Here is a 13,592-nt window from a genome sequence, read left to right on the forward strand (position 1 = left end):
AAGACCTATAAATCAGATTTTCAATCGAAAATATTTATGAAAAAGATACATCGAATATTCTTCCTATCGCTTTTGGTGGCACTTGGCTCCTGCCAGAAAGAATCCGGGCCAGACAACAATACCCCGGCTGCGGATAGGGTACCTTCCGATAGTACCACGATCAATGAAATTACCCTGACCGGGGCGCAGTACAAAGCCATCGGCGTGCAGCTGGGTAGCGTAAAAACCGAAACGGTCAGCACTGAGGTGAAAGCCAATGGTCGCGTAGACCTCCCGCCCGAGAACCGGGCAACAGTGAGTGTACCTGTGAGCGGTAAAATCCGGTATGTGAATGCCCTGCCCGGTCAGCCTGTCCGGAAAGGCGAATTGCTGGCGACACTTGAGAGCTTCGAGTTTATCCAGTTGCAGCAGGACTATTTGCAGAACACCAGTCAGTTGACCTTCCTGGAAAAAGAATTGGAACGCCAGCGGACGCTGAGTGCGGAAAACGTAGGTGCCCGCAAGAATTACGAACAGGCTCAGGCCAACTATGAAGCCACGAAAGCCCTGACGCAATCGTTAGCCGCCAAACTGAGGCTTCTGGGACTTTCGAGCGAATCCCTGATCAAAAACGGCATTGCGCCGACGGTGGGGATTGTGTCCCCCGTCAATGGGTATATTACGGTAGCCAACATTAACTTGGGCAAAGAGATAGCCGCTGGCCAGGAAATGCTGGAAGTTATTGACAAGACCCACATGCACATCGAACTTAACGTATTCGAACAGGATGCCTCCTCGATAAAAAAGGGACAATCGGTGCGAATTCTGCAACAAAACACGCCGCCGCTGGAAGCTTATGTCTACCTGGTAGGCCGGATGTTTGAGGGCGATGCCCGTACTTTGAACATCCATGCGCACGTCCGTGACGAAAAACGGGAGGAGGATCTGATCCCAGGCGCCTACGTCAATGCCTACATCCGCACGGGCGACCGACAGGCGCTGACCGTCCCACCCGAGGCGGTGGTGCGGAAAGGAGAGCACGGATTTATTTATATTCAGGAAAAAAATTACGAATTTCGTCGGATTCCCGTACAGATCGGCAGTACCGCCGATTCGGGCAACACTGAAATAAAGACGTCCGTTAATCTAGTTGATAAACAATTGGTCGTGAAGGGTGCCTACCTTATCGACGCCGAATTGGCCAAGCGCAGCGAACCAGAAGAATAAATGTAGGGAGCGGTTGTTACCCTGTTATTTGATTGATATACCAAATAAATACCTGACTTTATTATGAAAATCTACCAAGTAGCCTTATTCATTGTAGCAGCATTGCTATTTTTGACAACACTGAATGCGCTTTCCATACCCGACAGACTGTATATAGTTCTACAAATTGCGGTTCCCCTTTTAGCCCTGTACGCTGCTTTTCTATACCGAAGAAAATCGCTGATTACCTCCCTCGCATTACTCGTGGCTGCATTTGCTTTCAATCCCCTGGTTACACCGGAATTTGACCAACGGACGTTAATAATCATTACCCTGGCCGTAGCCGCCGCTTTCATCCGAATTGGACTGAATTTGCGAGAACTCAGACCGGAATAAATTGATAGGTAGGCAGGGGTACCTTGATATAAAAAAGGGATGGGGGGAATAGTTGCTCTCGATGCTCTACCTAGATTTTCATAACAAAGCCGAAGAATGACAAACCAAATAGCTTGTGTGCTGTTCATGCGTGTGTGCCCTTATATCGAAGTTATCCATCACGAAACAAAGTACCCTACCTTATGACCCCAAACCGACGTTCCTTCCTGCGACTTACCGCGCTGGCGCTGCCTTTCGCGCAAGTAAACCGCCTTTTTGCCAAAAACGCTGTCAACAAACCTGTCGTAATTTCGACCTGGGATAGCGGCCAGATCGCCAACGGGGCCGCCTGGCCCATTTTGGAAAAAGGCGGAAAAGCTCTGGATGCCGTGGAACAGGCGGGCATCGCCATCGAAAACGACATCAATTGCTGCGTAGGACTGGGCGGCAATCCGGATCGTGACGGGCACGTAACGCTGGATGCCTGCATCATGGACGAAAAGGCCAATTGCGGCTCCGTCGCTTTCCTGGAGCGTATCAAGCATCCCGTATCCGTTGCCCGCAAGCTCATGGAAGCCACGCCGCATGTATTCCTGGTGGGGGTAGGTGCGCAGCAGTTTGCCCTCGAAAACGGCTTTCCGCTGGAATCGGGGGAACTGTCGGCCGATGCCAAAAATTCGTACGAGAATTGGCTCAAGAAGGCGGAATATAAACCCGTGATCAACGTGGAGCTGCAACAGAATAAGAATAAAGCCAAGGATCAAAAAGGACACGGGCCCTTTGCTCCTGCCCGGCTGGAAAACGGCGCGTTCAACCATGATACCATGGGTACCCTGGCGCTGGATGCCAACGGCGACGTGTCGGGTATGTGTACTACCAGTGGTATGGGGTTTAAGATGCGGGGCCGGGTAGGTGACTCGCCCATCATCGGGGCTGGACTGTTTGTGGATAACGAGGTAGGGGCCGCCACCTCATCGGGCCAGGGCGAAGAAGTGATCCGGGTGTGTGGTACCCACCTGGTGGTGGAGCTGATGCGGTCAGGGCTTTCGCCCTACGAAGCCTGCAAAAAAGCCGTGGAACGGATTATAAAACCGGACCCGGGACGGGCCAAAACGTTTCAGGTAGGCTTTATCGCCATCAACAAGCAGGGCGAGGTAGGCGCCTACTCCATCCAGAAGGGGTTCAATTATACCGTCACGGAAAGAGGCGGCAAGCCCCAGGTCATCAATGCGAAAAGTCATTTCGCCTGAATCGTGAAAAATTACTGGCTGGTACTTTTACTGGGTATATCCTTCTCGGCTCACGCCCAGTGGAAATTGGTGTGGGCCGATGAATTCAACACCGAAGGTACCCCCGATCCCAAGAACTGGAAGTTTGAGCAGGGCTATGCCCGCAATGAAGAATTCCAGTGGTACCAGCCCGACAATGCCTACTGCCGGGGAGGTTTGCTTGTGATAGAAGGGAGAAAAGTAGATAAGCCAAACCCAACCTACCAACCAGGGAGTGCTTCCTGGCGCACCAATCGGCCCCGGATTGAGTATACTTCGTCCAGCCTGCAGACCCGCGGATTGCACGCCTGGCAGTACGGGCGATTCGAGATGCGGGGCCGGATCGACACCCGGCCGGGGCTGTGGCCGGCCTTTTGGACGCTGGGCGTTGCGGGCGGGTGGCCCGACAACGGCGAGCTCGATATCATGGAGTACTACCGGGGTATGCTCCTGGCCAATGCCGCTTGGGGATCGGACCAGCGCTACAAAGCTACCTGGGACGATTCGCGCAAACCCATCACGGAGTTCGATGATCCGGCCTGGTCCAGCAAATTTCACGTGTGGCGCATGGATTGGGATGAAAAGCGGATTCAGTTTTTTGTCGATGACCTGCTTTTGAACGAGGTGGACCTGGAAAAAACCTATAATGCCGGCGGGGAAAAGAAAAATCCATTCCAGCAGCCGCACTACCTGCTTTTGAACCTGGCGATCGGCGGCCTGAATGGCGGCGATCCTGCGGCGACGGAATTCCCTGCGCGCTTCGAAGTCGATTATGTACGGGTCTACCAGCACAAGTGAGTCTGGGAAATTTCATAGAACCCCATCCCCCCGCTTATAAATAAGCTTTCCTTTTCTGCACCTGATTTAGCTACTTTGCAGCCATCAATTCTGACGATTTATCGTTTTTATTAAACCCTACTCCACCAAATTGGGTTGAAAAGAGCAGATCTAGACCGCGCATGACAACACCCGAACAATTATTGCAAGCCTTACAGCAGGAGATTGAAAAAAATACCTACGGCGCTCACCCCGTCGAACTGTACGAACCCATCCGCTACATCATGTCGCTGAGTGGCAAACGCCTCCGTCCGCTTATGACCCTTATGGCGGCGGCTCTTTATACCGATGATTGGCGAAAGGCGCTCAAACCCGCACAGGCCGTGGAGGTTTTCCATAATTTCACCCTTATGCACGACGATATCATGGACTGCGCTCCGCTGCGGCGGGGCCAACCTACCGTGCACGAAAAATGGAACGCCAATATTGCTATTCTATCAGGCGATGTGATGCTGGTACGTGCCTACGACCTGTTGCTTGATGTGGAAAGCGACCGCATTAAGCGCGTAATCAAGCGCTTCAACGATACGGCGGCAGAGGTGTGCGAAGGGCAGCAGCTGGACATGAATTTCGAAACCCGCTGGGACGTCACTGAAGCCGAGTACCTGAATATGATTCGGCTGAAAACATCCGTTCTGCTGGGCTTTGCGCTCGAAATGGGAGGCATCATTGCCGGGGCCAACCAACAGGCTACCTCATTACTTTACGAAGCGGGCGTCAACATGGGGATTGGTTTTCAACTGAAAGATGACCTGCTGGACGTGTACGGCGATCCAGCCAAGTTTGGTAAGCAGGTAGGAGGGGATATCATTGCCAATAAGAAAACATTCCTGCTGATTGAGGCGCTGGAAAGGGCGGAGGGTACTACGAAGACCGAACTGAACCGGTGGTTGATTGCGGAAGAATTTGACAAAGAAGAAAAGGTACAGGCCGTAACCCAGATCTATAATACACTGGAAATCCGGTCGTTGACACAGGCAAAGATCAGTGAATATTTTGATAAGGGCTTCGACTGTCTAGAGAGAGTAGAAGCTGATCCGGCCCGCAAGGTACCCCTTTTAGGTTTTGTACATCAACTGGTGGAGCGCGAATATTAATCTAATGTCAGAATGAGTGACTACTTTTACCTTCGCTCACTGTTCACTCATTTCCCATTCAAAATTCAATAAATGTCAATTACCCTTATTATTATCCTCATTACCGTTGGTATCAGCTATTACGCATGGCAAAATCCCTCTGTGCTGGAAAAGCTGGTGCTAAACCCGTATAAGGTTTCCCAAAAAAATGAGTACTACCGCTTCGTAACTTCGGGCTTCGTCCATGCCGATTTCGGGCATTTGCTGTTCAACATGCTGAGTTTCTGGTTTTTCGGGGAAAGCATCGAGCGCCTGTTCGGAATGCTCTTCGGGAGTAATGGGCGCATCTATTTTCTGGCACTCTATATTCTGGGAATCATCGTATCGGATATTCCCAGTTTTTTGAAGCATCGTACCAAGTCGAGTTATAATTCGCTGGGGGCTTCGGGGGGAGTAGCGGCCGTGCTGTTCGCGGCGGTACTATACGCACCCTTACTTGAAATCTGCCTGTACTTTCTGATCTGTATGCCAGGTTTTATTTTTGGCATTCTTTTCATTGGCTATTCCTTTTACGAATCCCGACGCGGCAGTGGATTCGTGAATCATGATGCCCACATGTACGGGGCGATTTTCGGCATGCTGTTCATGGCCATCGTGTATCCGGCAGCGGTACCTGGCTTCTTTGAGCAAATTAGCGGCTGGAGGTTATTCTGATGAAAAACGCAGACAGTATTCAAAATGCTGTCTGCATTCAGGATTCCCTATTTTACAACTCGGCCAGTACCGTCACACTACCCACGGTCTTATCATTCAGATTGACCTTGATCTTAGCATCAAGCGGTACAAATACATCCACCCGCGAGCCGAATTTGATAAAACCCATCTGGGTACTTTGCTGCACGGTATCACCTTCCTTGACGTACCAGCGGATTCGCCGCGCCACCGCCCCGGCAATTTGTCGGAACAGTACCTCCACGCCCTGGGAGGTGCGGATCACGGTGGTGGTCCGTTCGTTGTCAGTACTGGATTTAGGGTGCCAGGCTACCAGATACAGGCCCGGGTGGTACTTGAAGTACTGAACTACCCCACTGATGGGGTTCCAGTTGACGTGTACGTTAAGAGGCGACATGAAAATGCTGATCTGCCGACGCGGGCCTTTGAAATATTCATTCTCTACCACTTCTTCAATTACTACCACTTTTCCGTCGCAGGGAGCTACGACCCGGCTTTCATGCGTCGTAACAACCCGCTTGGGTACACGAAAAAACTGCACAATGAGGATAAAGAAGACAATGCTGGCAATCAGAACCAGACCATGAAACCCCACCATTTCAGGAAGAAAATAACGAATGGCCCAATTGATAAGTAGTAAAAGAAGGGCCGTTCCGGCCATGATCGCATAGCCTTCCTTGTGCAAATTCATAGGGATAGGTATTGTTTGACAGCGGTAAAAATACAAATTAGCGGTTAAAACTTTGCATTCTACCCAACCAAAAGCCCGGACTGGTATATTGCCAGTCCGGGCTTTTGGTTGAATGATCTTATATAAAGCGAATTACTCTACCACTACACAGGCGCCATTCTCAACATCCTGCTCCACTTTTTTGTATTTGACATCTTTCAATACCCGGCCATCACGGTACTGCACTGTTACCTTCTGATTACGATCCGCTATTTTGATTGCCCGTGCGGGTTGCTGTCGCACGGTGTTCTCCATATGCCGGGCGTGCGCGTCAGGTCCACTTTCCTCGTAGTCGTCGGCTTCATCGCCCCGGTTGGTCTGTAGAGCCGGACTAGCCTGGCGGCGTACAGGCGGTTGCCGTACTTGTTCAGGGGCAGCTTGCTCCTGAGGGATGTCGGCTTTCATCAGGAAGGAAATCATATCGAAGTTTACTTTGCTCAGGAAACGCTTAAACAGTTCTACCGATTCGAATTTGTAAATCAGCAGTGGATCTTTCTGTTCAAATACCGCATTCTGTACCGATTGCTTTAGATCATCCATCTCGCGTAGGTGTTCCTTCCATTCCTGGTCGATGAGCGACAGAACAATGGCTTTTTCCATTTCGCGGATGATCTCCCGGCCCTCGTTGTCGATGGCCTTTTTAAGACCTACCACCACACCCGTCTGCCGAATCCCGTCTGTGAAGGGGATCATGATTTCGGTAATTGTCGCGCCGCGCTCTGCGTAGATTTGCTTCAAGATTGGCAGAGCCTTCTGCGCAATGGCGTCGTTCTTTTCGCGGTAATGCTGTTCGGCCGCCTGATAAAGTTTCTGAGCCCGTTCGTTATCTTTCATACCGCCGTACTGTCCTTCATCGAAAGGAGGCTCGATACCAATAGCGGTTAGGGTAGCTAGTTCCAGCTCAGCATAGCTGCCGTCGGTATTGGCCACAATATCTTCACACACATCAAACAGCGTATTGGCAATGTCTACTGCCAAACGGTCGCCGAAGAGCGCATTCCGGCGGCGGCGGTAAATGGCATCACGCTGGTAGTTCATCACGTCGTCGTATTCGAGCAGACGCTTCCGGGTACCAAAGTTATTTTCTTCTACTTTCCGCTGGGCGCGTTCAATAGACTTGGTAATCATGCTATGCTGAATCACTTCGCCTTCTTCGAGGCCCATGCGATCCATGACCTTGGCCATGCGGTCCGAACCGAACAAACGCATCAGGTTGTCTTCCAGCGACACGAAAAACTGCGAAGAACCCGTGTCGCCCTGCCGGCCGGCCCTACCACGCAACTGCCGGTCCACCCGGCGACTCTCATGGCGCTCGGTACCAATGATGGCCAGACCGCCCGCACCTTTGGCATCCGGTGTCAATTTGATGTCGGTACCGCGTCCGGCCATGTTAGTGGCAATAGTCACAGTACCTGGCTTACCGGCTTCAGCTACCACTTCGGCCTCACGCTGGTGCTGCTTGGCATTCAGTACCTGATGGCCAATCTTACGCATGGTCAGCATGCGGCTGATAATCTCCGAGTTTTCTACCGATGTGGTACCTACCAGCACCGGGCGGCCGTTATTGACCAAGTCTACGATTTCGTCAGCTACGGCATTGTATTTCTCACGCACCGAGCGATAGACTTTATCTTCTTCGTCTTTTCTTACAATAGGTACATTGGTAGGAATAGACACAACGTCCAACTTATAGATCTCCCAGAATTCGCCCGCTTCGGTTTCGGCCGTACCCGTCATACCCGCCAGCTTGTGGTACATACGGAAGTAGTTCTGTAGCGTGACGGTAGCATAGGTTTGGGTAGCGTCCTCCACTTTTACGTTTTCCTTGGCTTCAATTGCCTGGTGCAGCCCGTCGGAGTACCGGCGACCGTCCATAATCCGGCCCGTCTGCTCGTCCACGATCTTAATCTTATTGTCCATGATGACATATTCGACATCCTTCTCAAAAAGATTGTAAGCCTTTAACAACTGGTTGACCGTATGGATGCGGGCAGCTTTCACAGAATAGTCGCGGATCAGGGCTTCCTTCTTTACTACGCGCTCCTGCTCGGTCAGATCGGGATCTTTCTCGATAGTATTGAGGTCCACCGCGATATCGGGCATAATAAAGAAATTGGACTCATCCGATTCTCCAGTCAGGAAGTCAATTCCTTTTTCAGTCAACTCGATGCTGTTGTGGCGCTCGTCGATAGTGAAGTATAGGGGTGCGTCAGCTTCGGGCATCAGTTTTTGGTTCTCAGCCAGATAGATACCTTCCGTTTCTTGCAATAGCGCCTTCATACCGCCTTCGCTCAGGAATTTGATCAGGGGCTTATATTTGGGCATACCGCGGAACACGCGGAAAAGTGCCAAACCTCCTTCTTTCTTATCCCCGGCGGAAATCTTGCGTTTGGCCTCATTGAGCAAGTCCATCGCCAATCTCTTCTGCGCTTCCACAATGCGGGCCACACGGGGTTTCAGTTCCATAAACTCCTGCTCATCGCCACGCGGTACAGGGCCACTGATGATAAGCGGAGTACGGGCATCATCGATCAGTACGGAATCGACCTCGTCCACCATGGCGTAGTGATGCTTGCGCTGCACGAGCTCGTCGGGTGTTCGCGACATATTGTCACGCAGGTAGTCGAACCCGAATTCGTTGTTGGTTCCATAGGTGAGGTCTGCCTTATAAGCATTGCGGCGCGCCAGCGTATTGGGTTCGTGACGGTCGATGCAATCCACGTTCATACCATGGAATTCGAACAATGGCGCATTCCATTCCGAGTCGCGCTTGGCCAGGTAATCATTTACGGTAACGATATGTACCCCCAGGCCAGCCAAGGCATTTAGGAATGAGGGAAGAGTCGCGACCAGCGTTTTTCCTTCGCCCGTAGCCATCTCGGCGATTTTACCCTGATGCAGTACTACGCCCCCAATCAACTGCACATCATAGTGCACCATTTCCCATTTGATAGGCTGCCCCATCACATCCCATGTGCTTTTCCAATAGGCTTTGTCACCTTCAATCGTGACGTGCCCTTTCTTGGCCGCTATTTCGCGGTCGAAGTAAGAAGCCGTTACTTCCAGCTGTTCGTTCTCCTTAAAGCGCCGGGCCGTTTCCTTCACAATGGCGAAGGTTTTCGGAAGAATCTCCAGCAACACCTTTTCCAATTCCTTGTTGCGATCCAGTTCCAGCGCATCGATCTGCTTGAAGATCGTCTCTTTGGAATCCACATCGGGTTCATCCTCGGCCTGCTGCTTCAGGGTACCAATCTGGTCGTCGATGGATTTGAGTTGCTGGGCAATGTAGGCTTTAAGATCCGTTACTTGCTGGCGCAGTTCGTCGTTTGACAAGGTACCCAGTTGAACAAACTCCGCGTTAATTTTTCCCACATAAGGGGTAAGTTCTTTTAAATCACGGTCCGACTTGGTACCGAAGAACTTGGTGAATAATTTTATCATGATCGTGTATTAGCTAATATACTGTTGAAACGTCCACTTCCGGTCAGGCATATACATACCCACCAAAAATGAAGCGTGTGGGATCTTTGATCCCTTTGGTAACATACCCTACTTAAAATAATACGCCTGAAAGCCGCTGAATGTCAGATTGTCAGTAATTCAACGATTTGGGAGGGCAAAGTTAATTCTTTGCTCTTAGTTTAATAACAACATTTTTACAATAGTAAAGAACAGCGGGAGGAATGGTAGGCTCTTGCAGACTTTTTAAGTAAAATTTAATGCTCATCCACACGGCCCATCCTCCCGTTTTTTTTCCTTTCCTCATTGCTGTGATCCACTCATAAAAATACGTATGGACTACTTGGCATAGCCTAGTACCTTTGATTCATCAGTAACGAAAAACAACAGAGCCATGAACACAAATAACAGATTATTCCGCAACATGAACCAACGGGTTATCGGGGGCGTAGCCGCCGGATTGGCCGATTACTTCGACGTGGATGTCGTCCTGATGCGCGTCCTGTTCGTCCTCGCCATCTTTATTCCGGTCCCTACACACATGGTATTGCTGTACATCATCCTCTGGATCGTGATGCCTAAACAGCCTGCCCCGATCCGCCAGCTACCCGCTGGGCCCAATCCTCAGAGTTAAGGATTCAGGTACCTAACACAGCATAAACCGTCGTCCGGAAACAATCGGATGGCGGTTTTTTGTTTTGTTTTTAATCTGTACTTTTACAAATGGTATGCAGGCATACTAATTTCGGCTAATGGCTATCAGCTTTAATAGAATCTCCATAAATAAACACTGACTTATGAACGCATATATTGTGGCAGGCTACCGTTCGGCCGTGGGAAAGGCCCCCGGGGTGTATTCCGTTTTACCCGCCCGGACAATCTGGGAGCCGATGTGATCAAATACATGATGGCCAAAATTCCGCAACTTGATCCCGCCCAAGTGGATGATGTGATTGTAGGCAATGCTGTTCCCGAAGCCGAGCAAGGCATGCAAATGGGGCGCTTCGTGTCTTTGCTATCCTTGCCGGAAAGTGTATCCGGCATGATTATCAATCGCTATTGCGGCTCGGGTGTGGAGGCAATTGCGCTGGCTGCCGGTAAAATCAATGCAGGTATGGCCGACTGCATCATTGCGGGTGGTACGGAGTCGATGTCGATGGTACCAGTGATGGGCTGGAAAACAGCTTTGAACTACGAAATTGCCCATACGAATCCCAATTATTACCTCAGCATGGGCCTCACCGCCGAGCAGGTAGCCCAGGATTATAAGATAAGTCGCGAGGACCAGGATCTATTTGCCTTCCAATCGCATCAGAAAGCCTTGGAGGCGCAAAAGGCAGGTTTGTTCAATGATGACATTGTACCTATTACTGTAAAGGAAACGTACTTCGACGCGGAAGCTGGCAAAAAGAAAACGCGGGAATATACCGTCACGGAGGACGAAGGCCCCCGGCCCGACACGACGCCCGAGGCGCTGGCACGGCTGCGCCCGGTATTTGCCGCAGGTGGCTCGGTGACGGCAGGCAACTCTTCCCAAACATCCGATGGTGCGGCTTTCGTGGTAGTCATGTCGGAAAAAATGGTGAACGAATTGGGTCTGACACCTATTGCCCGCATGATGGCTTACGCTACGGCAGGGGTCGATCCCCGCATTATGGGCATCGGCCCAGTGGCAGCAGTACCTAAGGCATTGAAGCAAGCCGGCCTGAAACTATCCGATATCGAGCAAATTGAACTGAATGAAGCATTTGCCGCGCAGTCACTGGCGGTGATGCGGACGTTGGATATGAACCCTAACATAGTTAATCCCAATGGTGGAGCCATTGCCTTGGGTCATGCACTTGGCTCAACCGGGGCCCGTCTTTCGGTGCAGCTGTTCAATGAAATGCGTCGCCGCGAGCAAAAGTACGGCATGGTGACGGCCTGTGTCGGGGGTGGACAGGGCGTGGCAGGGATTTATGAATTATTGTGAAAAGAGGTGCAAAGGGACATAAGCACAAAGTGGCAATGAATATTTGCTTCCTAAAATAGATTCAAATATTCGCAGGAGGCAGGGTACCTATTTCCCCTTTTCCAGCTTATACCACTCGATATCCTTCAAGGGTTGGCGCCGCTCGTAGGTATCGGCCGGCGCATAGTGCTTGGCCAGGTAGTCCAATATTTTTGGTTCAGCCTTCCCCAAATCCCACAAATTCTGTGTTCGTTGCATCCAACGGATTTTTTCCAGCCACACCTCACGCGTGGCACGGAACTGCGTAATCAGCTTACTAGAATGACAGCCCGTGCAATGAGCCCGCATCAGGTCGATACCCTCATCAATGACGAAGCCTGTAGTGGGATCGAGTCCTTTTTTAGTAGTATCCAGTTCTACCTTAGCGCTACCCGCTCCGACACGAAACAACGGATCGGCCCGAAACGCCGCTCCTATGAGAAAACAGGCGATAATCAGTGTCGGGGGAAGAATTTTATATAGCTTCATTTCTTTCAGGGACACAAAATAATGATCCAAACTCTGAACAAGGTACCTGGTAGTTCTAAACTACCTTCACCGCTATGCGATGGCAGGCATTATTAATGTACCCTTTGGGGTTCCAGGCAGGTATTACCATGGGCTGCGACTTTCCCATGCTGTCGGTTGCCTTGGCCCAGATTTCGTAGTACCCTTTTCCGGGAAACTTGAGATTGGCAGTCCAATGCTGCCAGGCCAAACGGTTTTTGGGCGCCTTCAGCTCGCATTTCTGCCAAGAGGCCCCATAATCCATGGATACCATCATTTCCTTAATCGACAAATCACCTGCCCATGCGTGCCCTCGTACTGCGAGTGACTGGCCTGATTCCAGGATCGCACCCGAACGAGGGTAGGTAATGACGGATTTTACGGGCATTGATTCGATGATCTTCATGTCTTCATCCGGCACTTCCGCCCCCGGCTCAACCGGGTAAGCGGGTACGCGGTAGCTATCTCCTCCCATTTTTTCACCATCGTGCACGATGTTCCGGATTGAAATCCGGCTCAGCCATTTACCCGATGTGGAGGCAGGCCAGCCACCTACAACCAATCGCAAAGGATGTCCGTGCATGATTGGAATATCCTGTCCATTCATGGCCCAGGCTAGCAATGTTTCATCTTCAAGGGCTTTTTTTATTGGAACGCCTCGCGAAATAGGTACCTTTTTGGGGTCACCACTAAGATGGGTGTCTTGCCCGTAGTACCCAATATAGACCGCATCGGGTTTGATACCTACGCTTTCGAGTACATCCTTTAGCCGTACTCCTGTCCATTCGGCGCAACTTACCGCGCCTTCACCCCACTGGTTGCCCGATGCGGGCGGATTGTAGCCATTCCGCCCATTTCCCCCGCATTCCAGCGTGAGCTGGTAGGTATGTGGCTTGAATTTGGTTTTCAGATCCTGTAGGGTAAACGTTTTCTTTGCCTTTGCCGACTCGCCATCAATAGTCAGGCTCCAGTTTTTTGCGTCCACTTCTGAGGGTGGGTTGCCGTTATTACGAATAAACATCTTGTCGGCGGGAGTCACCGCATCGTCCAACAAGTGAGCAGGCGTTTCTACATTCCAGGGCCGATCACTCAGTACAATCAGATCCTTGTTTTTACCGGCCGGGAGTTCCCCACCTTCTAAAATCAACGGTGTGTAATGGGCAGGCATTTTGTCAGCAAAGGCCACTTCGGTACCCAATGTGGCTACAAGAGACGCCAGAACGCTTTTTTTGAGAAAACCACGACGATTGTGGAAGTTGTTGGTGTTCATATACTACTAACGCAGATAACCAGGATTTCTTTTGGTAAGGCAAGGTACCACAGGTTTTCGGAAAACGCCACAGGTACCTACTGCAATTATAACAACTGCGTCGGTTAAACTATTTGGCGCCCGTTTTCCTTATAATGACGAAGTGGTATTTTTTCAAAAGGAG

10 protein-coding genes and 1 pseudogene are annotated in these 13,592 nt (G+C 50.7%); 7 read left to right on the forward strand and 4 right to left on the reverse strand.

All coding sequences use genetic code 11. From position 1 onward, the window contains the following. Window positions 1-36 precede the first annotated feature (36 nt). The 5 genes from GBK04_RS11060 (at window position 37) to GBK04_RS11080 (ending at window position 5,455) form a co-directional block, all read left to right on the forward strand. Complete coding sequence (locus GBK04_RS11060) at window positions 37-1,206, forward strand: efflux RND transporter periplasmic adaptor subunit (protein WP_152759645.1); 1,170 nt, start codon at window positions 37-39, stop codon at window positions 1,204-1,206. Between the two features lie 557 nt (window positions 1,207-1,763). Beyond that, entirely contained in the window at window positions 1,764-2,810 is a 1,047-nt protein-coding gene (locus GBK04_RS11065) for an isoaspartyl peptidase/L-asparaginase family protein (protein ID WP_152759647.1), read from the forward strand. A 3-nt stretch (window positions 2,811-2,813) separates the two neighbouring features. Next, window positions 2,814-3,626 (forward strand): glycoside hydrolase family 16 protein, encoded by an 813-nt coding sequence (locus GBK04_RS11070; protein WP_373330891.1) that lies wholly within the window; start codon window positions 2,814-2,816, stop codon window positions 3,624-3,626. 161 nt (window positions 3,627-3,787) lie between these two features. After that, a complete protein-coding gene (locus GBK04_RS11075) occupies window positions 3,788-4,762 on the forward strand; it encodes a polyprenyl synthetase family protein (protein ID WP_152759649.1) in 975 nt (324 codons plus the stop codon). 72 nt (window positions 4,763-4,834) lie between these two features. Next, window positions 4,835-5,455 carry a rhomboid family intramembrane serine protease gene (locus GBK04_RS11080; protein ID WP_152759651.1) on the forward strand — a complete coding sequence of 207 codons (621 nt, stop codon included), beginning with the start codon at window positions 4,835-4,837 and terminating at the stop codon, window positions 5,453-5,455. Window positions 5,456-5,507: 52 nt separating this feature from the next. Here the strand turns inward: GBK04_RS11080 and GBK04_RS11085 are convergent, their stop codons facing one another. Together GBK04_RS11085 and secA are read right to left on the reverse strand one after the other, a co-directional pair. Further along, a complete protein-coding gene (locus GBK04_RS11085; protein ID WP_152759653.1) occupies window positions 5,508-6,164 on the reverse strand; it encodes a phosphatidylserine decarboxylase family protein in 657 nt (218 codons plus the stop codon). Window positions 6,165-6,296: 132 nt separating this feature from the next. Further along, window positions 6,297-9,644, reverse strand: coding sequence for a preprotein translocase subunit SecA (gene secA, locus GBK04_RS11090; RefSeq protein ID WP_152759655.1), 3,348 nt, complete (start codon window positions 9,642-9,644; stop codon window positions 6,297-6,299). Between the two features lie 412 nt (window positions 9,645-10,056). Here secA and GBK04_RS11095 point away from each other — a divergent pair, with 412 nt between their 5' ends. Next, on the forward strand, window positions 10,057-10,296 hold the full coding sequence (locus tag GBK04_RS11095) for a PspC domain-containing protein (RefSeq protein WP_152759657.1): 240 nt from the start codon (window positions 10,057-10,059) through the stop codon (window positions 10,294-10,296). Window positions 10,297-10,459: 163 nt separating this feature from the next. After that, window positions 10,460-11,634: pseudogene (locus GBK04_RS11100) on the forward strand (acetyl-CoA C-acyltransferase). Between the two features lie 87 nt (window positions 11,635-11,721). Here GBK04_RS11100 and GBK04_RS11105 read toward each other — a convergent pair. After that, window positions 11,722-12,141 carry a hypothetical protein gene (locus GBK04_RS11105; RefSeq protein WP_152759659.1) on the reverse strand — a complete coding sequence of 140 codons (420 nt, stop codon included), beginning with the start codon at window positions 12,139-12,141 and terminating at the stop codon, window positions 11,722-11,724. 55 nt (window positions 12,142-12,196) lie between these two features. Continuing rightward, entirely contained in the window at window positions 12,197-13,429 is a 1,233-nt protein-coding gene (locus GBK04_RS11110; RefSeq protein ID WP_152759661.1) for a sulfite oxidase, read from the reverse strand. Window positions 13,430-13,592 lie beyond the last annotated feature (163 nt).

The sequence above is a fragment of the Salmonirosea aquatica genome, from assembly GCF_009296315.1.
GTDB classification, from domain to species: domain Bacteria; phylum Bacteroidota; class Bacteroidia; order Cytophagales; family Spirosomataceae; genus Salmonirosea; species Salmonirosea aquatica.

Bases quoted from the DNA above. Each gene is read 5' to 3' on its own strand.
- GBK04_RS11060 (WP_152759645.1), top strand. From the start codon at position 37: ATGAAAAAGATACATCGAATATTCTTCCTATCGCTTTTGGTGGCACTT.
- GBK04_RS11065 (WP_152759647.1), top strand. From the start codon at position 1,764: ATGACCCCAAACCGACGTTCCTTCCTGCGACTTACCGCGCTGGCGCTG.
- GBK04_RS11075 (WP_152759649.1), top strand. From the start codon at position 3,788: ATGACAACACCCGAACAATTATTGCAAGCCTTACAGCAGGAGATTGAA.
- GBK04_RS11080 (WP_152759651.1), top strand. From the start codon at position 4,835: ATGTCAATTACCCTTATTATTATCCTCATTACCGTTGGTATCAGCTAT.
- GBK04_RS11085 (WP_152759653.1), bottom strand. From the start codon at position 6,164: ATGAATTTGCACAAGGAAGGCTATGCGATCATGGCCGGAACGGCCCTT.
- secA (WP_152759655.1), bottom strand. From the start codon at position 9,644: ATGATAAAATTATTCACCAAGTTCTTCGGTACCAAGTCGGACCGTGAT.
- GBK04_RS11095 (WP_152759657.1), top strand. From the start codon at position 10,057: ATGAACACAAATAACAGATTATTCCGCAACATGAACCAACGGGTTATC.
- GBK04_RS11105 (WP_152759659.1), bottom strand. From the start codon at position 12,141: ATGAAGCTATATAAAATTCTTCCCCCGACACTGATTATCGCCTGTTTT.
- GBK04_RS11110 (WP_152759661.1), bottom strand. From the start codon at position 13,429: ATGAACACCAACAACTTCCACAATCGTCGTGGTTTTCTCAAAAAAAGC.